The following is a 22,549-nucleotide window of genomic DNA, read 5'->3' as shown; positions in this document are numbered from 1 at the left end:
TTATTAAAAATAACACATTTTTTTGAACCAAGAACACAAAATAATCATCAAGGAGGAAAAATAGTTGTCTAACAATATTCGAGTGGCAATTTTAGGTGCAACGGGGGCGGTTGGTACAGAAATTATTAACCTATTAATTGAGCGTAACTTTCCCCTATCTGGGTTGAAACTCTTAGCTTCTAGCCGTTCAGCAGGAAAAACTATTGCGTTCAAAGATCAATCCTTAACCATAGAAGAAGTAACGGAAAACTCCTTTGATGATGTGGATATTGTCTTGGCTTCTGCCGGTGGTTCTACTTCTAAAAAGTGGGCAAGGGCGATCGTTGATGCGGGGGCGGTGATGATTGATAATTCTAGTGCTTTTCGCATGGACGACAATGTGCCTTTGGTAGTACCCGAAATTAATCCCCAAGATGCCCAAAAACATCAAGGTATTATCGCTAATCCTAACTGTACAACTATTTTAATGGGGGTTGCGATTTATCCTTTACATTTAATTCAACCCATTAAACGGATTATTGTATCCACCTATCAGTCTGCTAGTGGGGCAGGGGCGATGGCAATGGAGGAGGTGAAAAATCAAGCTCAAGCTATTCTGGATGGGCAAACCCCTAAACCTGAAATATTACCTTATCCCCTCGCTTTTAATTTATTTCCTCACAATTCCCCTATCCTCGATAATCATTACTGTGAGGAGGAGATGAAGATGGTTAATGAAACTAGAAAGATTTTTGGTGATAGCGGTATTCGCATTAGTGCTACTTGTATTCGTGTGCCTGTTTTACGAGCGCACTCGGAGGCGATTAATTTAGAGTTTGAACAACCTTTTGCGGTGGATGAGGCTAAAAAAGCTATTGGTGAGGCTGAGGGGGTAACTTTGGTGGATGATTGGGCAAATAATTATTTCCCTATGCCCATGGATGCGACGGGGAAGGATGATGTGTTGGTGGGCAGAATCCGTCAAGATATATCTAGCTCTAATAATATTGAGTTATGGTTATGCGGTGATCAAATTCGTAAGGGGGCTGCCCTTAATGCGGTACAAATTGCGGAGTTGTTAATGGAGAAAAACTGGCTTGGAAAGTAGTTGTTTTATTTTTTGCGGTGATTGTTGATTATTTCTATTTTTAGTTGATGGTTGGGGGTGGTGAGGGTTATCCATGATAGTAATACTACTCCTAGTGTACCTAATGCACTGGCTGAGGCGATCGCAAAGGTTATGACAATTTGATAACGCACGGCACTCAAAGGACTTGCTCCTGCTAAAATTTGACCAGTCATCATACCGGGTAAACTAACTACTCCCATCACCATCATGGAGTTAATAATGGGAATCATCCCTGTGGTAATGGCGGAGGTTACTTGTTGGTGGGTGGCTTCCCAACGGGTTGCACCCAAGGATAAAAGGGTTTCTACATGGTGACGATTTTTTACTAGGTTATCCATAAATCTATCTAAACCCAGGGATATGCCTGTGAGGGTATTTCCTAATATCATGCCTAGTAGGGGAATTAGATATTGAGGATCGTACCATGGTTCAACTCTAATAATCCCTGCTACGGATAAATTAGTAATCAAAAATGAGGATACTAAGACGGAAATTAAACTGCGCCAATAGATACTCGGGAATCTTCGGGAGGTGCGGTTGACGGCGGAAACCCCCGCTATTCCTGCCATTAAAAGTGCGATCGCCATTACTACCCAAGGATTCGATAGGTTAAATAACCACTCTAAAACATAGCCGATGAGTAGTAGTTGTATTACCATGCGCACGGAGGCGGTTAACAGGGATTTTTCTAACCCTAGTTTTAGGGCAAAGGATAAAATGATGTTGATGAGGATTAATAATACTGCCCCTCCTAACTGGACGTAGTTTAAGACTATGTAATTATTTTCCATGGTCAATTATCAGTTGTTGGTGGGTGACACGGGCAATTTGACTGTTATCATGACTTGTCCAAATACAAGCCCGTTGCGGTTTTTCCTGTAGCCAAAGGGCGATCGCACTTTCTACTTGATGGGTACTTTTGGTATCTAAAGAAGCGCTACATTCATCTAAAAGTAGTATGGTTGGCTCTAGTTGTAATGCTCTGATTAAAGCTACTATCTGCGTTTCTCCCCCCGATAAATTAGAGGCTGATTGTTCTAAAAAAGACGAGGGGCGCTCGAATAAATCTAATAAGTAATTGATTTTAGCAATATCAAAATGAAGATGTTTATGAATATTTAAACCATAGATCAATTTTAGATTATCCTCCACCGTACCTTCAAACATCACCGAGCGTTGATGCAAGTATATCACCTGAGAACGATAGGAAGGTATATCCCATGATGAGAGGGTTTTGTTTTGATAAATTATCTCCCCTTCCAATGGGCTGTTTAAATGGGCGATCGCCCTTAGTAGTACAGTTTTACCAGTTCCTGTCGCCCCCACCAAACCCAAACTTTCCCCAGAATGGAGGGAAAAGCATAGATTACGCCATAGCCAACGGGTGTGGATTTTTTGCCCTAAATTAATTCCCTCTAAAATTTTCGGCATTGCTTATTTTGGGTATGCAACATCATTGAAATACAGCAAATAGATAATACTAGAACTATTATTACCATTACTCATTGCCCATGGTTAGCTAAAATCAGCAACACCAATTAACTAAATACCCGATGTTGTAAACTAGGCATCTGTAAACGTACCTGCTGTAAACGTTGAGGGTTAATTTCACCAATGGCTACCCCAATTTGAGAGCCTGTACTGGCGATTATACTACCCCAAGGATCTACTATTACCGCATGACCATGGCTACAACGACGGGCGTAATGGTTGCCTGTTTGGGCAGGGGCTATTACGTAGCAGGTATTTTCAATGGCCCTTGCTTGTAATAATACTTGCCAATGGTCTTTACCAGTATAGGCGGTAAAAGCTGCAGGAATAAACATTACTTGCGCCCCTTGACGGGAGAGGTGACGAAATACTTCGGGAAAACGAACATCATAACAAATGGAAAGCCCTATTTTACCTAGGTTTTCGGTATCACAAACGGGGGGTAAAGTTTCCCCTGCCATAACGGTTTTGGATTCTTGATAGTTGTTGCCGTCGGGTACATTTACATCAAAGAGGTGGGCTTTGTGGTAACGCCCTAATTCTATACCGTTAGCATTTACCAACATAGCAGTATTATATGCCTTGGTGCGATCGCCCTGTAGAGGAGTAGGAAAACCACCCCCAAGGATAGTAACTTGAAAACGCTGGGCCATACGAATCAAAAACTTTTCGCTTTTGGTGGCAATGGTATTCACTTGGGCAATTTTTTCCTCATCCCTACCCAAAAAAGAGAAATTCTCAGGTAAGCCAATCAACTTTGCCCCCTGATTAACCGCTAATTCTATCAACTCTTCTGCCTGATTTAGATTTGCCTCCACATCAGGAGTGCTTGTCATGCAAACTGCCGCCGCCAAATATGATTTCATTTATACTTAAATCTAAAAAATTAACGTACCCAAACCCGTTTAACTAATAAATTCGAGATAACTTTGCTTTAAATTTTTAACCGCTAACTCATAAAATTGTTGACCATGTTCTGGTGTTGCTAAACTAGGATTTGATCCCATTCTACCATCAGGGTAGCACCTGCGAAAGTTACTCGCTCCATAAATGGGATGCCCTTTTGCCACGTCTTTTTCGAGGGGGGCAGACTTTATCATATCGGGGTAAACATACTGGGTGAGGGCGACTTCTGAGGGGGTAGCGTGGGAACCTTCTTGATCGCCGTACAATTCTTTTGCTAACATATATACATCCCGAATCATGAACCAATTCGCCACGGTACATTTTATATTTTCGTGGTTAGGGATACCGAGGGTGGCAAAATGATCGTAACATTCGGAAAAAGTCGCTTTTAGGGTGGCAATATTACCCCCATGACCATTGATAAAAAAGAAATGCTGAAATCCTGCTTTGGCGAGGGAAGTTAAGTAGTCTTTGATGTATAAAATCATGGTACTAGGGCGTAGGCTGATACTACCGGGGAAGGCGGTATGGTGCAATGCCATGCCTACGTTGATGGTGGGTGCTACCATGGCGGTGGTTTCTTTACCTACTCCATCGGCAATTTTTTCTGCACAGATGGCATCGGTGCCAATTAATCCTGTGGGCCCATGTTGTTCGGTGGAGCCGATGGGGATGATAATACCTTTAGATTGGGATAGGTATGTTTCTACTTCTTGCCAGGTGGATTGGTGTAATTGCATTTTTGGTTTATTTTGCTGGTTTATAACTATTGTAACTCTCTATTTTTGTTCAATTTCCACAGTAAACTAGAGCTAAAGTTAATTAATATGTGGGCGGTGATGGGTACTAATAGATTATCGGTGGCATAGGCACTATAACCTAGTATAAAACCAATGACGATCGCCCATAAAACATAGTCCCAATTTTGGGTATCGCTAAGGTGTAATACTCCAAATAATATACTAGAAAGGGCGATCGCACCATAACCATAACCAAAGGCGGGAATCATTACCCCCCTAAATAATAATTCTTCGCTCAACCCAGGTAACAAGCCCACCCAAATCAAATCGGGAAAGAGGAGAGGAGATACAATCAGAGTCATATATTTTTCGGCACTGATGCGATAGGAAGTCCAAACTCTGCTTAATACGGCACTGGCTAATAGTATTCCCATAGCCAATAAAATCCCCATAATTACCGCTGATAGATTGAATTGTACAGGAATAAGGGCGATCGATCCTGCCCTATGCCAAATCTGAGCAATCAACAGGAAAATAACCGCCGTTACCCCCATAAAAACTAAAATTTGAATACGACTTAAAGACTCTAAATTTTTCTGATTTTCACTCATTTTGAATATTGAAGTAATTTTGAAAAATAAAACTATTCTAAAATAACTATTCTGATAATTATCCCTTTTTTATCCATTTGTAACAATAAAAGACAATTTATGCAGAAAATAGTTAACTTAAGTTTACTTAAACCATAGTTTAAAATATTTAAATAGGAATCATCTGATATTATTTACCTTCAAAAATATATTCCTTTTAAGACTTTATTTACAAAAAAATATGCGTATTAATCATAATAAATAAAACAATATGGATTTAGTATTATAGGATCTTTCAAAATTTGGGCATACTAAAAGTAATGTACCTCCATCAATGGGATATGAGTAATATTCACAACATTGGGCTAGAAATAATGAAATTAATCGTTGCTCACAAATCAGAGGTAGAAACTTTAGTAGAAAAGCTCTTGGCGATCGCACAATAAGGAAAACCTGAATGACCAAAAATCAAGATATTATAGAACTATGGGAGAAAATACTAACTTATAAATTTACTAATTATTCTAAGAAGGAATTGGCAAAATGTTGATCCCATCCGACTTCAAAAAAACTCCTTAAATAACTAGAAACGGCGAACCTTAATCCTAGGTGCGATCGCACATCACTACTTCTAAATTGCTCTTAGCCTTTTCAATACAAAGGAACTAATCAAAAATAAAATCTTAAACTAAAAACCATGAAAAATAAAAAAATTCTATTAAAACTATTACAACAATCCTCTAATAAAGGTATCACCCTCACCGAGTTATTAGTGGCACTGGTAATTAGTGGTATCGTCTTAACTGCCACCGCCAGTGGTTTTGTTAATGTCTTACGGGCAAATCGGGGCGTGGAGTCAAAAAGTAATCAGCTAAGTAATTTAACAAGGGCTTTAACTTTTATACAGGAAGATATTAAACAGGGTATATCTGTTAGAAGGGTACAGAATAACACAGGAAACTGTACCAGTGGATCAACAGGAGTTGATTCGGATTGTTTAGCAATTAGACTTCCAGGCACAAATACAAATGAAATATATTATGGCTTTAAAGATATTAGTGGTGATTCTTCCGTATTTTTAAAGCCTGGTATTTTAAAAAGACAAGAATATAATTCTAGTGGTGCTATTTTAGTCCCAAATCAATCTACTGCTTGGGAGGAAGAATTTACAACAGTTGCTGATGGTTTAGAGGTCAATAAACCAAATTTTCACAGTGCACCTAATCCTGAGTGTCAAGACGGTGGTTTAGACTCAATTAACTGGAGTAGTAATGCTAATAATGTTCCTCATGGTGTCCAGAATACTGGGTTTCGTTTTTGTTTAGAGAGTGACGAGGATGATAATCGACTAGCTCGAATATTTTTATATGGTCACATTATCGACAGCGATACCCCCGCCAATGTAGATGTTGTAACCTTTGCTAGAAGCCAACCTTAAAACCCTTAATCTCAAAATAAAAAATATCAATATTTCTTAACAAAAGAAATCTAAATAAAAAGATCCAACATAGACTTAATTAGCTAATATTGACAGAAAAAAGTTATATGTCAGTATATGAGCGCTAAAACCAAAGCACCTAACCCTTGTGCTTTACTTATTAACCTTTGGAAATCCAACACCATAGCAGGAATTACCACCCCAGAACTTTTAACAGGGCTTGTAATAGGGGGTGCAGTGATTACAGCCACCGCCAGTGGTTTTATCAACATTCTCCGTGCCAATCAAAGAGTTGAAGAAAAAAGCATTAGAATGGCAGCGCTAAATAAAGCCTTAAATTACCTACAAGAAGACATTAAACAAGCTAAATTTGTTACTGCCGAAAAAGGGGGTAACTGTAACCCCACCGCTGTTCATTCTGAATACTGTTTAGTGCTGACATTTGCTGATAATACGAAATTGAGAGATGGTTGTAGCGGAGAAAAACCCAAAATATATTATGGTTATCGTGACATTCGTAGGGGTGAACAAATCTGGCTAAAACCCGGAATGTTACGGAAAAGAATAGTCTGTGAAACGGGGGCAGGAAATTGGATTGCCGTGGCAGATGGTTTGATTAGTGTTAACGAAGATAATCCCGTAGAAAACAAAGCCCCTTCAGAATTTTGTAATCGGGAAGGGGTAAATTTAACATCTCCCTCTGCTGTGTATGGGGGAAATAGTCAAGGAAAAGGAGGTTTTCGCTTTTGTCTTGATAACGATAACCCCAATAATCGTCTAGTACGCATTTTTTTATATGGGCATATTATTAATGAAAATCCCCTTCATGTAAATGTAGTCACCTTTGCCCGTGCAGGGGAAAATTAACAGCTGACAGTTTTGTCCGTCAAGAAAAATATACGAATAAAACGAACAATGGGCTTAAGCCCATTGCCCAACTAATAAATGAAAGTATAGTTTTTTTATAAAAACCCTTTTTATTTTAAACTCTTTAAAGCAAAGATTTTCTCGATAATGTCTTCCACTACCTTGTCAGGAGTAGAAGCGCCCGAAGTAACTCCCACGGTGATTTTACCTTCAGGAAGCCAATTTTCCTGTATTTCTAAATCTTTTTTCAGGGGTTTATGTTCAATGTTGTTATTACCATCGATGCGACTGGCACTATCAATATGATAGGAAGGAATGTTGTAATCGATCGCAATTTCCTGTAGATGAGTTGTATTAGAGGAATTAAAACCACCAATTACCACCATCAAATCAAGTTTTTCCTTGACCAAATCTAACATGGCATCCTGCCTTTCTTGGGTAGCATCACAGATGGTATTAAAACTCATGAAATGATCATTTAATTCCGTAGGACCATATTTTTTAAGCATGGTTTCTTGAAATAAACGTCCAATTTCTTCGGTTTCTGTTTTTAACATGGTGGTTTGGTTAGCTACCCCAACCCTTTCTAAATCTTTATCAGGATCAAATCCTTCAGAATAGGCATTTTCAAACTTAGCTAAAAATTCTTCCCTATCACCACCATTAAGGATATAGTCTTTTACATAGTTAGCCTGATCCATATTTAATACTACTAAATAAACATCGGCAAAGGAACTGGTAGCGATGGTTTCTTCATGGTTATATTTGCCGTGGATAATAGAGGTATAGTTGCGTTTTTTATGTTTTTCCACCGAATTCCACACCTTCGATACCCAAGGGCAGGTGGTATCTACAATGGTACAACCCTTATCGTTTAATAATTCCATTTCCTGCACACTAGCCCCAAAGGCGGGTAAAATTACCACCTCTCCACTGTTTACCAAAGAGAAGTCTTTTTGCCCATCAATAACGGGGATAAAACCTACATTCATTTCCCGTAAACGCTCATTGACGGAGGGATTGTGGATAATTTCATTGGTAATCCAAATTTTTTCGGTAGGGAAATGGGTACGGGTTTCATAGGCCATCGCCACTGCCCTTTCTACACCCCAACAAAAACCAAAGGCTTCGGCTAGACGAATGGTAACGTTTCCTCTGGTAATGGAATAGTTATTTTCTCTGATGATTTTAATTAAACTGCTTTCATATTCACTGTTTAATACCCCTGCGACTTCTTGTTGATGCCCAAAGCCTTTACGATGATAGTTTTCTGATTTTTGGAGATTACGCTTAAAAGTCTTAGTATCCATGGGCAGGTTAATTTTTTATACTACTTTTTATTTTTTATTTTAACCTGACTGGGCTTTGCTGGTGAATTAGAAAAGTCTTTCCCAGGTGAGTTGTTTTTTTTCTGGGTGATGGTGCCATCGAATCAAGTTGCCTTGTTGTCCGACTTCTAGGGTTGCCATATTCATAGCTTTTCGGGGGGCATCGGTAGCAAGGGCGATCGCACTTTCCACAGTACAAATGTCCCATCTTACTAGGTTTTGAACCCCGACAAATAGGGGTAGGGTAGTACCCGATAATGTACCATCTGGCAGGGTAGCGGTGCCGTTTTTCACCTCAATGGTGCGCTCATCCCAAGGATATATGCCATCTTCTAAACCGATGGGGGCAAGGGCATCACTTACTAAAAATATTCCTGAATCATAGTTACTGGCCCGTAAAATGATTTTTAACATGGTGGGGGAAACGTGCTTGCCATCGGCGATTAAACCGCAATAAATACCAGTACGGGCGATCGCCTCTCCCAACATACCGGGTTCTCGGTGGTGTAAACTAGGCATTGCATTAAAAGCATGGGTTACCATGGATGCCCCCTGATCAAAAGCTCGTTTTGCTTGGTCTGCCGTTGCCATGGAATGCCCTAAACTAACTATTATCCCTAAATCCGTCAAATAAGGAATTATATCCCCTTCTGTGGCTAATTCTGGGGCAAGGGTAATGATTTTGATAATATTTTCATGGTTATGAAATACTTTTTTAATGTTTTCTAAAGTTAAAGGTAATAAATGTTCGGGGGGATGGGCTCCTTTTTTTTGGGGATTTAAAAATGGTCCTTCTAAATGAACCCCTAAAATATTTGCTTCATTATCTCTTTTATTAGACTCTTTAAATATTTTAATTACTTCTAAGGATTGATGTATTTTTTCCATGGAAGTAGTCACAATGGTGGGTACAAATTCATCTACTCCCACTGACCATAAATAAGCACATATTTGATGAAGTTTTTCCAGATCTTTTAATGTTAAATCGGGAAACGCTAACCCTAGTCCACCATTTATTTGTAAATCTAATCCCCCTAGGGAAACATAGTCTCCTTCTAAGTCAATGCTGTTGATGGCTGTTTTATCTATTTCATTCGGTGCATGGGCATCAGATATATGGGTGATTATGTTATTACTAATAGTAATATTTTTAAGGGTTTGTTCCCCTACTATTCGACAATTAATTAGGCAGATCATAACTGTTCTATTTTTTAATAAAATTATCTATTAAAACTAATTATAAAAGTTAAATTAAATCCTTTAAATAAAGCACCCATCGGGTTATTAAATCAAAAAACTGTGATAAGATAATAACTACCTCACCCTCCGAGGTAATGGTAAAAATTCCATATTATAGTGAGATAGTATATAATGATTGAAATGAAAGTAGCGGCGATCGCCCTTGATGCAGTAAGTCGTAGTCCCATTGTACTACTAAAGGACGCTACCGAGCGCCGTGCTTTGCCTATATACATTGGACAAGATCAAGCTAGGTCAATCATTGCAGCCCTAGAACAACAATCAACCCCTCGCCCCCTTACCCATGATTTGATGTTAAATATCTTTCATACATGGAATGTAAAACTAGATCGAGTGGTGATTAATGCCCTAGAGGATAACACTTTTTATGCTCTCCTGTGTACGAAAATGGGCAAAAAGGAAAAAAATATCGATTGTCGCCCCAGTGATGCCATTGCTATTGCGGTGAGGGAAGGTTGCCCCATTTGGGTGATGGAGGAGGTGGTATTAGATGCTTCTATTCCAGTGGATAGGGAAGCCGATGAGAAGGAAATGGAAGCCTTTCGGGAGTTTGTGGCAGAGTTAAGCCCCGAGGAGTTGATTCGCCGCGCCCGAAAAACCCTGGAAGAGTAATTGAGAATTGAGAATGGATAATGAGTAATGGGAAATCCCCCAGAATTAGCAGGGATTCCTTTCAGTACCGATTTCTCAATCTACCATTACATATTGCCTGAAAATACTTTCAATGCTGGCCCTGTCATATAAACGTGGTTATCTTCTTCATTCCATTCGATTTCTAAACATCCTCCAGGTAATTCCACCGTACAAGTGCGATCGCACTTACCATTTAAAACCCCTGCCACCACCGTAGCACAAGCCCCCGTACCACAGGCGAGGGTAATTCCTGCCCCCCTCTCCCAGACTCTCATTTTCACATAATCAGGGCGTACTACTTCGATAAATTCCGTATTGGTTTTCTGAGGAAAAACCTCGTGGGTTTCAAATAAAGGCCCAATTTTTTCTAACTCGATGTCTGCCACTTTATCTACAAATACCAAACAATGGGGATTTCCCATACTCACACAGGAGACTTGATATGATTTACCCGCTACAGTCAAGGATTCGCTGACAACTTTTTCTCCCCCTTGGTTTAGGGTGGTGGGAATTTTACTAGGATTTAATTCCGGCTCTCCCATATCTACCCGAATCATGCCCTCCCCTTTGATGGTGGGGGTAATAGTACCTGCTAGGGTGTGAATAGGATATGTTCTACCTACTTCCTCCTTGCCTTCTAATTCCGTCACAAACTGGGCAAAACAACGAATTCCGTTACCGCACATCTCCGGCTCGGACCCATCGGAGTTAAAAATTCTCATGGTATAATCACAATCATTCTGGGGAGGCAGTACAAAAATTACTCCGTCTGCACCAATGCCAAAATGGCGATCGCACATTTCCACCGCTTGGGTGGGGCTAACTAAGGGTTGATCAGATTGACGATTATCGATCAAAATAAAGTCATTACCTAATCCGTGATATTTGCTAAACTGCATAATTATTTTTTCGCTCAAGTAGATAAAAAAAGATGCCTACATTTAATACTGGTCTTCCTAGTGTACGTCAAATTCAAGCCTTTATAAAGGATAAAGTCAATGTTCAAATTGGACTCATTACCAGTCAAAGCACCGAGGGCAAAATTCTTTGGCAGGATGAAAATTGTCTCTGTATCCTTGAAGATGGGGATGAAAAAACTTTGATTTGGCTAAGTGCGATCGCCTATATTAAACAAGTTTAACCTGATATTCAATGCCTTAGCACAATAATAAAACTTAAACCATAAGAATTAATAAAAGTCAAGAATAACCATAAAAATTAATATTTTTGTAACAAGTATTAATAAACTTAACGAAAATATATAGTCCTAGGTCTGTTAAACTGAGGAAGGAATTAAAATATTACATATAAATTCAAAAATACTGTCGCAATCAAAAAATTATGGTAACAACAGTTCAAAAACCAGAATTTGACGAGCTACGCCCCGGGGTTAAAACCCCAGCCAAAGAAACAATCTTAACTCCTCGTTTCTACACCACAGATTTTGACGAGATGGCTAAGATGGACATGAGCGTTAACGAAGATGAGTTGAGAGCGATTATCGCCGAATTTAAACAAGACTATAACCGTCATCACTTTGTCCGTAATGCTGACTTTGAGCAATCATGGGAGCATATCGATGGAGAAACCCGTCGTTTATTCGTAGAGTTTTTAGAGCGCTCTTGTACGGCTGAATTCTCTGGCTTTTTATTATATAAAGAGTTAGGCAGACGTTTAAAAACCACCAATCCTCTTTTGGCAGAAGGTTTTAATCTCATGTCTAGGGATGAAGCCCGTCACGCTGGTTTTCTCAACAAAGCCCTAACTGATTTTAACTTATCCCTGGATTTAGGATTTTTAACCAAAAGTCGTAAATATACTTTCTTCAAGCCTAAGTTTATTTTCTACGCCACCTATTTATCTGAAAAAATTGGTTATTGGCGTTATATCACCATCTATCGTCACCTAGAGCAAAATCCCGAAAGCCGTATCTATCCTATCTTCAAGTTTTTTGAAAATTGGTGTCAGGATGAAAACCGCCATGGAGATTTCTTTGATGCGGTATTAAAAGCCAAGCCTGAATTTCTCAATGATTGGAGAGCCAAATTATGGTGTCGTTTCTTCTTGTTATCCGTATTTGCCACCATGTATCTCAATGATTTACATCGCTCTGGTTTTTACGCTTCTATCGGTTTAGATGCAAGGGAATATGATAAAACCGTCATCGAAAAAACCAATGAAACCGCTGGCAGAGTCTTCCCTATCACCCTTGATGTGAAGAATCCCCAGTTTTACAACAAGCTCGAAAAATGTTTCGCCAATTGTGAGCAACTAAGAGCCATTGATAATTCCCAAGCCCCTGCACCTATCAAAGCTTTACGCAAACTACCTTTATTTGCTTCTAATGCAGTTCAGTTTATCGGTTTATACTTAATTAAACCTATTCAAGCTGATACCTTACAAGGTTGTGTACGTTAATTAGGTCTTTTTTTGTTATCAACACACCCCTGTCTTTAAGATAGGGGTTTTTTGTTGCGATTTTGTTGAATTTGGGTTATTATAGATTTATAGTATAATGTAAATCTGTGCATTCGTAATCAAAAAAGTCAATATTTCCATTATATAACAAGCATATCATAAAAACGCTCCATGGTGCTATAAATTTCTGCTCGGGAATTTTTCAACAATAGACTCATTTCACAAAGGAGTAAGGTTATTTTGGAAAGCGAAGGAAACTAACTCAGTACGATTCTGAGAATCGGTTTTTTTAAGAAGATTGGCAACATACTTTTCGATGGTTTTGGGACTCAGGTATAATTGTTGGGCAATTTGTATATTGGAATGTCCTTTAATAATCAGGGCTAAAACTTCTTTTTCTCGATGGGTAAAATGAAGGGAACAAGAGTTGTTATATTGAGCTACGGATGAGTTATTTTGGTTAGTAAAGAGTCTTTCTGATTGGATAATTTGCGATCGCTCCAGGAGATGTTTTACAATGGCAATCAATTCCATGGGCTCAAAGGGTTTAGCTAAATATACATCACACCCAGCTTGATAACCACTAATTTTTGCCTCCATACTATCCTGCTGAGTAAGGAAGATAACTGGGAGTAAACGAAAAGAAGTTATTTTGCGTAACTCTTGTACCAACTGATAACCATCCTTGTGGGGCATTTTAATATCCGAAATTAATAGATGAGGATGATATTCCATGGCTAAGGATAAAGCCTTTTCTCCATCGTTGGCTAATATAACCGAATAACCTTGTAACTCAAGGCAATCTCTGATGAGGTTTTGAATGGTTGAGTCATCGTCGGTGACTAAGATTTGTAAGGACATAGTTGATTGGTGAATAGTCTGTTATTTTCTCCCCCAAGGGGACAAACTTCCTAGGGAAAAAAGGAAAAAAGAGGTGTCAAGGATTTTTGGCGTTGGTGAATTAAGGTATGATTTTTTATTTAGTTCGGCAATGGGCAATGGTTATAATAGTGATAGTATATATATTTACTGTAGTTTAATGATGTTTCATACCCAAAATAAGTAACACCAGATTTTTAAGGTTATTTTCAATATACATCAAACTGATTTTGAAGGTGGAATAGTTTTTCTTTGGCATAGTTAGCATTATTGGCTAAGTTAGCAAATTCGATAAATCTTTTAATTTCTTTTTTAAGAAGGTTTTTTTCTATCTCCCATGTTTCCCTGTCTAAGATTGGGGGAATAACTATCATGTCAAAAATATTGGCTTCTTTTTTACTGGGGTGGGGGCGCAATACCCTACCTCTCCTTTGGATAAATTGTCTAGGGTTACTACTACTGGCAAGAATAACTGCATTTTTGATGCTGGGTATATCTATTCCTTCATCTAGGCAACGGATAGCGACGATACCTTGTAATTCTTTTTTTTCTAGTTGTTGTTTAATAATTTCCCTTTCTCCTAGGGGGGTGTTGGCACTATAAATATTAACTCGATAGCCTATTTCTTTTCCTAAAATGCGGGTGACGATTTCTAGTTGTCTTTCGGTTTTTCCTTGGTATTCTACTTTGCCATCTCCGCAGTAAAAGATGGTACTATGACTATCTATTCTTTGTGTCATCAACTCTTTGAGGGCGTTTAATTTATTTTTTGCTGTACCAATTAGGCGCGATCGCCTCACCAAAAGGGCGGTAAGATGACGGTTATGGGGTGAGTTATCCTTAGACAATTCCCAGCCGATTTTTTTGGTAAGTTGGGTATATCTCTTGGCTTCAAATTCCGTTAATTCTACAAAAATAGGATAGTAGTTATAGCTAACAAGGGCTTTTTTCTTGATGGCATCACCGAGGGTAAATTCTGGTTGTAATACTTTACCAAAGTAACTAATTAGAGCATCTGTGCCATTTTCATCATAGTATCTTTCAGGGGTAGCGGAAAGGGCTAATCTTAAACCAATGGTTTTCGGCAACAAATTTTGTAATTTTGCACTACCTAAATTATGGGCTTCATCTCCAATAATGAGGGTTTTTTCAGGAAAAAAAGGCAATTGGGTTTGAAATCCCTGACTAATAAAGGTTGAATTAGTAGTAATAATGGTTAAAAATTTTCTACTTAAGCTATTAATATTATACAATTTAGTTGATAGTTCATTGTGCCAATTATTAACGCTATTAAAGGCTAAAAAAGGTACTAAATTAAATTTTTCTGCTTCTTTTGCCCATTGCAATACTAAATGACGAAATGGACAGATAACGAGTAAAATTTGTAGATCTATTTGCTCATATAATTCTGTGGTAATAGCCAAGGCAGTGATGGTTTTACCACTTCCTGTTGCCATTTTTAAAGTGCCTCTACCTTGATTTTTTAACCAATTAATGACCGCTTGTTTTTGATAGTCTCTTAGGGTTAAATTATCAGGAATTTGGGGAATACCTGTATTTTCTACTTTTGTGTGATATGTGTAAGATTTTTCAGCTAATTTAAATTGGTTTTTCTGTTGATAATTATTCGCTAGTTTTTGCCAATTAATATGATGTAAGGATTGATTGGCTAAACCTGAAAAGCTCATTTTTTTAGTTGTTGTAATTATTTAAAAGTTAAGGGGGTTTATCTTCCCTAAAATGCTAAAAACCGAAATACAAAGGGTAATATACCACTAACAGCCTGGACGAATCGAGGACTACCTTGGCTGCCGCCGAGGGGTTGACGGGGATTTTCTATTTTTGCTTGGCTTAACTCAATAAACTGACTGGCAAGGATTAAGCCTTCCTCGTTGTTTTGCCTTGTATAAATAGTTTTAGCTTTGGTAAAGTCTTCTAGGGCTATATCCATACGGTCATAACGAGCCCTGATGATTCCTCTGGCAAGGTAGGCAGGAGCCATTTCGGGATCTAGTTCAATGGCACTGTTATAATGGTTTAGGGCTTGGGGATAGTTGCCCTGACGGTCTTCTGCTAAAGCCCAAGTAAAAAATTGTTCTGCGGAAAAAGCATTACTGGAGATGCCAACTATGCCATCTATCTGAGCGTTATTCAAGTTGGTATTCTCGAAGGTTGCCCCCATTACTCTGGCGTTTCTTAAGTCGGTTTGATTTAAAATTGCCCCGGTGAGATTTACCCCTGTGAGGTTAGCCCCGTGGAGGGAAGCCCCTGTGAGGTTAGCATAACTCAAGTCTGCCCCCATTAGATTTGCACGGCTAAGGTTTGCCCCCACCAAATTAGCCCCCACCAAATTAGCCCCTGAAAGGTTCGCCATAACTAAACCAGCTTCGCTTAAGTCGCATTCTTGACATTGTTTTGTCCTTAATAGTTGATTAAGGTGAGCGATATTTTCTGCTTTTACTTGAAGGGGTAAAATACTTAGGGTTAGGGTTAGCAGGATAAAAAATTTTTTCATGGCATAGTAAGGTGGGTTCTTGACAACTCCACTCCCTAAAGTGAGTAGTAGATTCTTGCTTCATGGAGTGATGCCTTTCAAAAGTCAACTTTTTACTTGGTCTTACTCTCTTTTGGTCAAGCAGTAGCGATATGCCCTACCGCCAAATACCAAGGACGTTTTATATAAAATTGGCTTGGTTTTTGCCTATTTGTCATCCTTAGCTACATCGGTTTAAAACCTTGTGAACATTCTAACAGAAAGCCGTCATGAATGAGGGGGTTTTAGATCCAAAATTTTTGATAAGTTGATGATTTTTTGTGTTAACTTACCTTTTTTTGTCTAAGTTGATTTGCTTCTTGGCTATAGTTGCCTTTTTCATAGTATTTGATGGCGGTTTCGATGTCGTCCATTTTGAGACAGGCGAGGGCTGCTTTTTGCCAGTTGTTTAAAAATGTCCATAGTTGGGCGGCTTCTTCCCATTTTGCTTGATGCTCACATACTTGGGCTAGTTTTTCCCAATTAGATAGTTTTCGCCAACATTCTTCGGCATTTTCCCAATCTTGTATTTTTTCATAGTAGGTTACGGCTTTTTCTAGGTTATCGGCTTTTACCCAAGCGTCGGCGGCTTGTTTCCATTTCTTTTGTTGTTCAGAAACTCGGGCTAATTGTTCCCATTTCCATGATTTTTGCCAGCATTGGGCGGCGTTTTCCCAGTCTTCTAGTTTTTCGTAACAGACGGCGGCTTTTTCGGGGTTATCAGCTTTTGCCCAAGCGTCGGCGGCTTTTTGCCATTTTTGTTGATGCTCACATACTTCGGCTAGTTTTTCGTAGTTGTGGGCTTGAAACCAATATTTTTCTGCTCTTTCCCAGTCTTGGCATTTTTCGTAACAGAGGGCGGCTTGTTCAATTTGATTTGATTTTAACCAATCATGGGCCGCCATTACCCATGTGCCTTGTTGTTTGACGGCGACTTCTATTTTAGTTTCATCACCAAGAATACGCCAACATTCTTCGGCTTCTCGCCAGTGGTTTCCTATTTCATAAACTAGGGCTGCTTTTTGTATTTCGTTGGCTTTTTCCCATGCTTTTCCTGCTAGTTTCCATTGTTCTAATTCTTGCCAAATTTCCCCTGCTAATGCCCATTTTTCTTGTTTTTCTAGGGTAATGGCGATCGCCCTTTGGTCATCTAATATACGCCAACAGACTTCTGCTAAGGACCAATAATTGCCTTGTTCATAACATAAGGCCGCTTTTTCTGTTTCGTTAGCTTTTTCCCATGCTTTTCCTGCTGATTCCCATGCCCCCAAATTTTCCCAACTTTCAGCCGCTTCTTCCCATTTTTGTTGTTTTTCAATGCAAAGAATACTTTTGCTCCAATTATTTGCTTTTAACCATGCTTTTTGAGCTTTTTCCCATTCTTCTAGTTTTTCGTAGCAGAGCGCTTGTAATTCATAGGGGCTAGTTTTTTCCCACATTATGGCCGCCTCTTGCCATTTTTTCTGTTGTTGAAGTGCGATCGCCACATAACCCCAACACTGTAAATCTCGCCATAAACCCTCCGCCAAAGCCCACTCATTAGCATTTTGATAACAAAAAGCAGTCCTTTGTAAATCCCCCTGTTTTTGCCACACCTCCGCCGCCGATACCCACTGCCCTTGGGTTTCATAAGATAAAGCCAAACTTTCCCATTTTCCCAATTCTAACCAACACTTTTGAGCCTCAGACCATTTTTGTGCCTTTTGCCAACAGTCCGCCGCCCTTTGAATATCCCCCTGCTTCTGCCAACAATTTCCAGCCTTTTCCCACTGCTCCAAATTTTCCCAAATCAACGCAACCTTATCCAATCTTTCCAACCTCGTCCACATCTTCACCGCAGATTGAAATTGGTTTTTTTCTCGATAATACCTATCCGCCAACCCATAATAATTTTCTGCCTGAGACAATAAATTTTTTTCCCGACACTTATCCCCCGCCAACTCCCAATCATCATTAGCCTCAAAACAGCGCAACTTCCCAGCAAAATCATTAGCCTTTTCATAGCAAAAATTAGCCAGCTCAAAATCTTTTTTTTGCTCAAAATATAAACCCCTTTGACTCCAACTCTCAGGCTTCGTTGTTGCCCACTTCGCCTCCCACAACTTACTATCAACCTCATTCCAACAGCGAATAGCCTCATCAAAAATAAGCAACTTATTCCAAATATCTCCAGCCCTGCCCCAATTTCCTTTTACCTCTTCCAGCAAAGCCTCAATTTTTGCAGCCCCCAAAATATCATTAGCTTGGAAATAAATTTGACTACACATTTTATAGGCTTTATAAGAACCTATTTGTAAATAGTTTTGAATAGTATCACTAATATTATCTTCCTCATCTTCCGAAAAGAAACAACCCAACTCCGTAGGGTATCCCAACTCAATAGTATTAGTTAAATCACTATTATTCCAAAAAGAAACATCATTTTGATCATAAAAATATAATTGTTTTCTAGCACTTTTAATCGCAATGAATAAATCTTGATAAAATTCCTTATCTTCTAATAAATCATGGGGAGACATATTTTCCTTCCCCTCAAAAAACCTCCAAACTAAAACCCCATCAAACAATAAATTATTAAGCTCATTTACCATCAAAATCCTTTCACTATCTTGGGGAAACAAAGGAATTAAATCTTCCTTATCCTCTAAATTTTTAACTACAATGGCATTTGCCCCAGCAAATCTATTACCCTGAGATAATATTTCCCCTTTCAACCCCGAAATAACTAAAGGTTTAGAATCCCCTATTAACCAAGAAGAATTTTTTTGAAAAATAAGATCCTCCTCAAGCTCATTTTTTACAACTATCTCGACAATACAGTTTAAAAGGTCGTTGATTTTATCACTAATACAAAAATTATAATTTATCTGTTTAGGCTCTAAAGCAGGACGAATCTTTTTCCACTGAGACGATTTTAAATATTCTTCAATAGCGATTTTTTTAACTCTACCCCAATTAAAACTCCCCCTAATTAAAGAAGAATTATCCTCTCCAGTAATAAACAATTGAGGAATATATTCTTGCTTATTTTCTATTTTTAACAGTGCAAATATAAGTTGAATTTCAATTTCGCTTAATTCCTGCACATCATCAAGATAAATAGCATCATACTCCCCTGAATAATTATCAGGTAATTTCTTTAAAATATATTGTACTAAATCAATTTGATCCCAGTAATTATTGTTTTCTAACCACTGTTGATAATTACTAGCATATTTATATATATAATTAAAATTACTATTCGGAGGAAAAACACTTTGATTTTTTAGTGCTAAATAATCATCATAACTAATCAATCCCTGACTATTTTTTAAAGATTTACTAGAACCTTTGATTAATTGATTTATTTCTTTCCACAGCAAATCAACATCAACGGATAAAATTGTTTGTTCCTTACAAAAATATTCTTTAAATTTATACTCGGTAATTTGTCTTTGAGCTAAAAACTGATTTTTACTTTTTAACTCTTTCTCTGCCACAAAGGTTTTAGTAAAAGAATGATAATCTTTTATTTGTAATTGTTTAGAAGAGTGTTGATTTAAAATTTTAACAAGATTAGTTAATCTTTTTTGTTCATTTTGAGTACTAGTAAGATAAGCAATATGATATTCTGTATCATGTTGATAATCATTCATTTTTTTTAAAGCATGATACAAAGAAAGAGTTGTTTTTCCCGTACCTCTATCCCCTGACAAAAAGATAGGTAAACTATTATTATTTTCTATAAATTCTTTTTGTTGTTTTGAGAGAATTACAGAGCTATATTTTGATAGATTTAGTTCTAAGTCCTCTAAATAAAAGTCATCGATGGCAGAGTTTGTGTTCGCTATCAACGAATTACTCAGGCTAAACTCAGAATCTATAGTATCGATAATATTTTGCTCTAGTGTTCGATTTATGGTCGGAAGAACTGGAATAGTCTTATGATGATATGAGTAATTATCTAAATTAATAGTTGGTGAAGATAAACAACCAATAAATTTAATACTTTTTGTAGAGGGTAAAAAAATTCCAATAAGATAATAGTATTCAGTTAAATCAACTTTGATAATAACTTTTTGACCATGGATAACATGGGATGATAATTCTTCTTCGGATATATTTGCCGTGATGGTTTCTCTAATCTTATTCAATAAATAGTTACTTTCTTGAAGATTTAATTTATTTAGTTGATTCCACAAGCAAAAAGAGAATGTTACGTCCATGGCAAAAATACCGATTATACTATTAATATAATACTAAGTTTAAAGGATTTACTCCCTAAATATTGCTAGAACTTCATCAAAGTATTGTTTCTGTTGATTTTTTCTCAACGCCAAAACATAGACTTTTTAATTTAAACACTCCGAAACAGTAGAGATTTTAATGCCCACTACCAATTATGAATTTCGGCATTGCTTAATCGTAGTATCAAGTATGACCAGATTCTCTTAAAATCAGTATTGAAGACATATCACCATTCCCCATGATTATTAAGGAAAGTCAATATGTCCCTGCTAAACGACAAATCACACCTAAAATCAGCAACACCAGAAAAATAAACCTAGACTGAAGGTACTTCCATCAACTGTTTAGCCTTAATAGTTGCATAAAGGCGATTCAAAGCACTAATATAAGCCCTTGCAGAAGCCACAATAACATCAGTATTTGCCGCATACCCCGAATAAGTACGTCCTTCGTGCTTGAGACGAATGGTAACCTCTCCCATGGCATCAATTCCAGCGGTTACAGACTTAACAGAATACTCCGTCAACTCATTAGGGATATTCACCACTCTATTAATAGCCTTATAAACCGCATCCACAGGACCCGTGCCAATAGCCGCATCACTCAATTCCTCCCCTTCAGGATTTCTAAGGGTAATAGTAGCAGTAGGGGAAGAGTGATCCCCACAGGATACCTGTACCAACTCTAAGCGAAACAACTCAGGGGGTTGTTGAATTTCATCATTAACAATTGCTTCTAAATCCCAGTCAGTGATTTCTCGTTTCTTATCCGCCACCTCTTTAAAGCGCAAAAATGCCTTATTAAGATCGTTTTCTGATAAATCAAAGCCTAGCTCCTGTAAACGAGAACGGAAAGCATTACGCCCAGAAAGTTTCCCTAATACGATCTGATTTGTCGTTAAACCAATGGACTCCGCATCCATAATTTCATAAGTAAGACGATTTTTCAAAACACCATCTTGATGGATTCCAGACTCATGGGAGAAAGCATTAGCACCCACAATAGCTTTATTCGGTTGTACCAACATTCCTGTCAGGTTAGAAACCAAACGAGAAGTTTTATAAATTTGTTTTGTGTCGATATTCGTTAAAGGCTCAAGAGATTCAGAAGGTCTGCCCAAAAATGGATTATAGTATTGACGACGAACATGGAGAGCCATCACCAATTCTTCAAGGGCTGCATTTCCCGCCCGTTCACCGATACCATTAATAGTACATTCCAACTGTCTTGCCCCATTTTTTACAGCTTCAAGGAAGTTTGCTACCGCCAAGCCCAAGTCATTATGACCATGTACAGAAATAATTGCTTGATCAATATTTGGAACATTATCTTTAATACCTTTAATCAAAGCACCATATTCACTAGGGGTTGTATAGCCTACCGTATCGGGAATATTGACGGTGGTAGCCCCTGCTTTAATTGCTGACTCTAACACTCGATACAAAAATTCTGGATCACTGCGTCCTGCATCTTCAGGGGAAAATTCTACATCATCAGTGAAAGTCTTGGCATAAGCAACCATATCAGGAACAATAGCCAAAACATCCTCTCTTGTCTTCTTCAATTTATATTGGAGATGAATATCAGAAGTAGCCAAAAAGGTATGGATTCTTTTTTTATGGGCATCCTTAAGAGCTTCTCCTGCACTTTTTATATCTTTTTGAGTCGCCCTTGCTAACCCGCAAATTGTAGGTCCATTTTCGGTACCTATTCCTTGAGCTATTTTACTAACAGCTTCAAAATCTCCCGGACTAGCATGGGGAAAACCAGCCTCAATGACATCAACCCCTAATTTTGCCAAAGCTCGAGCAATAGTTAATTTTTCATCTACATTTAAACTAGCTCCCGGAGACTGTTCTCCGTCACGCAAGGTAGTGTCAAATATAATTATTTTGTCAGGCTGGTTTGTCATATCTTAAAACTGTTCGATTATTTGCGAATATAGTCTTCTTTTATGATATACGAAATTACAAGTTTTAGCTTAAAGACAAAAAAAAGCCGCCCGTAGAGAGAGCGGTTTTTTTAGAAGAATTAAGGCAGGCATAGAACTATTGTCCCAAGGGGCTACCCCCGTAGTATCGTCGCTGCTGTCATGTTTCACCCACGAGTTCGGGATGGAGTCGTAGTGGTT

At 38.2% G+C, this 22,549-nt stretch carries 19 protein-coding genes; 6 read left to right on the top strand and 13 right to left on the bottom strand.

What is annotated here, in order from left to right:
• Positions 1 to 64: 64 nt before the first annotated feature.
• Positions 65 to 1,087: an aspartate-semialdehyde dehydrogenase gene (locus tag ACXITR_RS04840; protein ID WP_457996103.1), complete on the top strand. Its 1,023-nt coding sequence runs from the start codon at positions 65 to 67 to the stop codon at positions 1,085 to 1,087.
• 5 nt (positions 1,088 to 1,092) lie between these two features.
• Here the strand turns inward: ACXITR_RS04840 and ACXITR_RS04835 are convergent, their stop codons facing one another.
• The 5 genes from ACXITR_RS04835 to ACXITR_RS04815 form a co-directional block, all read right to left on the bottom strand.
• Positions 1,093 to 1,899, bottom strand: a complete 807-nt coding sequence (locus ACXITR_RS04835; protein WP_457996102.1) for an ABC transporter permease — start codon at positions 1,897 to 1,899, stop codon at positions 1,093 to 1,095.
• Complete coding sequence (locus ACXITR_RS04830; protein ID WP_457996101.1) at positions 1,889 to 2,539, bottom strand: ABC transporter ATP-binding protein; 651 nt, start codon at positions 2,537 to 2,539, stop codon at positions 1,889 to 1,891. Before ACXITR_RS04830 ends, ACXITR_RS04835 begins: the two co-directional genes overlap by 11 nt.
• Positions 2,540 to 2,646: 107 nt before the next feature.
• Positions 2,647 to 3,465: a carbon-nitrogen hydrolase family protein gene (locus tag ACXITR_RS04825; RefSeq protein WP_457996100.1), complete on the bottom strand. Its 819-nt coding sequence runs from the start codon at positions 3,463 to 3,465 to the stop codon at positions 2,647 to 2,649.
• Positions 3,466 to 3,504: 39 nt separating this feature from the next.
• Entirely contained in the window at positions 3,505 to 4,245 is a 741-nt protein-coding gene (locus tag ACXITR_RS04820) for a creatininase family protein (protein ID WP_457996099.1), read from the bottom strand.
• Between the two features lie 26 nt (positions 4,246 to 4,271).
• Entirely contained in the window at positions 4,272 to 4,856 is a 585-nt protein-coding gene (locus ACXITR_RS04815) for a CPBP family intramembrane glutamic endopeptidase (protein WP_457996098.1), read from the bottom strand.
• 676 nt (positions 4,857 to 5,532) lie between these two features.
• On the opposite strand from ACXITR_RS04815, the gene ACXITR_RS04810 reads away from it, so the two are divergent.
• A complete protein-coding gene (locus tag ACXITR_RS04810; RefSeq protein WP_457996097.1) occupies positions 5,533 to 6,273 on the top strand; it encodes a PulJ/GspJ family protein in 741 nt (246 codons plus the stop codon).
• A gap of 117 nt (positions 6,274 to 6,390) precedes the next feature.
• Positions 6,391 to 7,140, top strand: a complete 750-nt coding sequence (locus ACXITR_RS04805) for a PilW family protein (protein WP_457996096.1) — start codon at positions 6,391 to 6,393, stop codon at positions 7,138 to 7,140.
• A gap of 110 nt (positions 7,141 to 7,250) precedes the next feature.
• Here the strand turns inward: ACXITR_RS04805 and ACXITR_RS04800 are convergent, their stop codons facing one another.
• Both ACXITR_RS04800 and nagA read right to left on the bottom strand, forming a co-directional pair.
• On the bottom strand, positions 7,251 to 8,450 hold the full coding sequence (locus ACXITR_RS04800) for a 4-hydroxy-3-methylbut-2-enyl diphosphate reductase (protein ID WP_457996095.1): 1,200 nt from the start codon (positions 8,448 to 8,450) through the stop codon (positions 7,251 to 7,253).
• A 66-nt stretch (positions 8,451 to 8,516) separates the two neighbouring features.
• On the bottom strand, positions 8,517 to 9,665 hold the full coding sequence (gene nagA / locus ACXITR_RS04795; protein ID WP_457996094.1) for an N-acetylglucosamine-6-phosphate deacetylase: 1,149 nt from the start codon (positions 9,663 to 9,665) through the stop codon (positions 8,517 to 8,519).
• A gap of 174 nt (positions 9,666 to 9,839) precedes the next feature.
• On the opposite strand from nagA, the gene ACXITR_RS04790 reads away from it, so the two are divergent.
• Entirely contained in the window at positions 9,840 to 10,340 is a 501-nt protein-coding gene (locus ACXITR_RS04790) for a bifunctional nuclease family protein (RefSeq protein WP_457996093.1), read from the top strand.
• An 86-nt stretch (positions 10,341 to 10,426) separates the two neighbouring features.
• Here the strand turns inward: ACXITR_RS04790 and dapF are convergent, their stop codons facing one another.
• Positions 10,427 to 11,260 (bottom strand): diaminopimelate epimerase, encoded by an 834-nt coding sequence (gene dapF, locus ACXITR_RS04785; RefSeq protein WP_457996092.1) that lies wholly within the window; start codon positions 11,258 to 11,260, stop codon positions 10,427 to 10,429.
• A gap of 32 nt (positions 11,261 to 11,292) precedes the next feature.
• On the opposite strand from dapF, the gene ACXITR_RS04780 reads away from it, so the two are divergent.
• Complete coding sequence (locus ACXITR_RS04780; RefSeq protein WP_457996091.1) at positions 11,293 to 11,502, top strand: Hfq-related RNA-binding protein; 210 nt, start codon at positions 11,293 to 11,295, stop codon at positions 11,500 to 11,502.
• Between the two features lie 200 nt (positions 11,503 to 11,702).
• A complete protein-coding gene (acsF, locus tag ACXITR_RS04775) occupies positions 11,703 to 12,779 on the top strand; it encodes a magnesium-protoporphyrin IX monomethyl ester (oxidative) cyclase (RefSeq protein ID WP_457996090.1) in 1,077 nt (358 codons plus the stop codon).
• A 219-nt stretch (positions 12,780 to 12,998) separates the two neighbouring features.
• On the opposite strand, the gene ACXITR_RS04770 is transcribed toward acsF, so the two are convergent.
• The 5 genes from ACXITR_RS04770 to ACXITR_RS04750 form a co-directional block, all read right to left on the bottom strand.
• Positions 12,999 to 13,640, bottom strand: coding sequence for a response regulator transcription factor (locus tag ACXITR_RS04770; RefSeq protein ID WP_457996089.1), 642 nt, complete (start codon positions 13,638 to 13,640; stop codon positions 12,999 to 13,001).
• Between the two features lie 227 nt (positions 13,641 to 13,867).
• Positions 13,868 to 15,346 (bottom strand): DNA phosphorothioation system restriction enzyme, encoded by a 1,479-nt coding sequence (locus ACXITR_RS04765; protein WP_457996088.1) that lies wholly within the window; start codon positions 15,344 to 15,346, stop codon positions 13,868 to 13,870.
• Between the two features lie 47 nt (positions 15,347 to 15,393).
• Positions 15,394 to 16,173, bottom strand: a complete 780-nt coding sequence (locus ACXITR_RS04760; RefSeq protein ID WP_457996087.1) for a pentapeptide repeat-containing protein — start codon at positions 16,171 to 16,173, stop codon at positions 15,394 to 15,396.
• 302 nt (positions 16,174 to 16,475) lie between these two features.
• Complete coding sequence (locus ACXITR_RS04755) at positions 16,476 to 20,396, bottom strand: hypothetical protein (protein ID WP_457996086.1); 3,921 nt, start codon at positions 20,394 to 20,396, stop codon at positions 16,476 to 16,478.
• 338 nt (positions 20,397 to 20,734) lie between these two features.
• Positions 20,735 to 22,330 (bottom strand): 2-isopropylmalate synthase, encoded by a 1,596-nt coding sequence (locus ACXITR_RS04750; protein WP_457996085.1) that lies wholly within the window; start codon positions 22,328 to 22,330, stop codon positions 20,735 to 20,737.
• Between the last annotated feature and the right edge of the window lie 219 nt (positions 22,331 to 22,549).

Source organism: Cyanobacterium sp., assembly GCF_054166785.1.
This window is presented reverse-complemented; position numbering and strand designations above follow the sequence as displayed.

Excerpts from the sequence above, each read along its gene's own strand:
- ACXITR_RS04835 (WP_457996102.1), bottom strand. The coding sequence starts at position 1,899 with ATGGAAAATAATTACATAGTCTTAAACTACGTCCAGTTAGGAGGGGCA.
- ACXITR_RS04830 (WP_457996101.1), bottom strand. The coding sequence starts at position 2,539 with ATGCCGAAAATTTTAGAGGGAATTAATTTAGGGCAAAAAATCCACACC.
- ACXITR_RS04825 (WP_457996100.1), bottom strand. The coding sequence starts at position 3,465 with ATGAAATCATATTTGGCGGCGGCAGTTTGCATGACAAGCACTCCTGAT.
- ACXITR_RS04820 (WP_457996099.1), bottom strand. The coding sequence starts at position 4,245 with ATGCAATTACACCAATCCACCTGGCAAGAAGTAGAAACATACCTATCC.
- ACXITR_RS04815 (WP_457996098.1), bottom strand. The coding sequence starts at position 4,856 with ATGAGTGAAAATCAGAAAAATTTAGAGTCTTTAAGTCGTATTCAAATT.
- ACXITR_RS04810 (WP_457996097.1), top strand. The coding sequence starts at position 5,533 with ATGAAAAATAAAAAAATTCTATTAAAACTATTACAACAATCCTCTAAT.
- ACXITR_RS04805 (WP_457996096.1), top strand. The coding sequence starts at position 6,391 with ATGAGCGCTAAAACCAAAGCACCTAACCCTTGTGCTTTACTTATTAAC.
- ACXITR_RS04800 (WP_457996095.1), bottom strand. The coding sequence starts at position 8,450 with ATGGATACTAAGACTTTTAAGCGTAATCTCCAAAAATCAGAAAACTAT.
- nagA (WP_457996094.1), bottom strand. The coding sequence starts at position 9,665 with ATGATCTGCCTAATTAATTGTCGAATAGTAGGGGAACAAACCCTTAAA.
- ACXITR_RS04790 (WP_457996093.1), top strand. The coding sequence starts at position 9,840 with ATGATTGAAATGAAAGTAGCGGCGATCGCCCTTGATGCAGTAAGTCGT.
- dapF (WP_457996092.1), bottom strand. The coding sequence starts at position 11,260 with ATGCAGTTTAGCAAATATCACGGATTAGGTAATGACTTTATTTTGATC.
- ACXITR_RS04780 (WP_457996091.1), top strand. The coding sequence starts at position 11,293 with ATGCCTACATTTAATACTGGTCTTCCTAGTGTACGTCAAATTCAAGCC.
- acsF (WP_457996090.1), top strand. The coding sequence starts at position 11,703 with ATGGTAACAACAGTTCAAAAACCAGAATTTGACGAGCTACGCCCCGGG.
- ACXITR_RS04770 (WP_457996089.1), bottom strand. The coding sequence starts at position 13,640 with ATGTCCTTACAAATCTTAGTCACCGACGATGACTCAACCATTCAAAAC.
- ACXITR_RS04765 (WP_457996088.1), bottom strand. The coding sequence starts at position 15,346 with ATGAGCTTTTCAGGTTTAGCCAATCAATCCTTACATCATATTAATTGG.
- ACXITR_RS04760 (WP_457996087.1), bottom strand. The coding sequence starts at position 16,173 with ATGAAAAAATTTTTTATCCTGCTAACCCTAACCCTAAGTATTTTACCC.
- ACXITR_RS04755 (WP_457996086.1), bottom strand. The coding sequence starts at position 20,396 with ATGGACGTAACATTCTCTTTTTGCTTGTGGAATCAACTAAATAAATTA.
- ACXITR_RS04750 (WP_457996085.1), bottom strand. The coding sequence starts at position 22,330 with ATGACAAACCAGCCTGACAAAATAATTATATTTGACACTACCTTGCGT.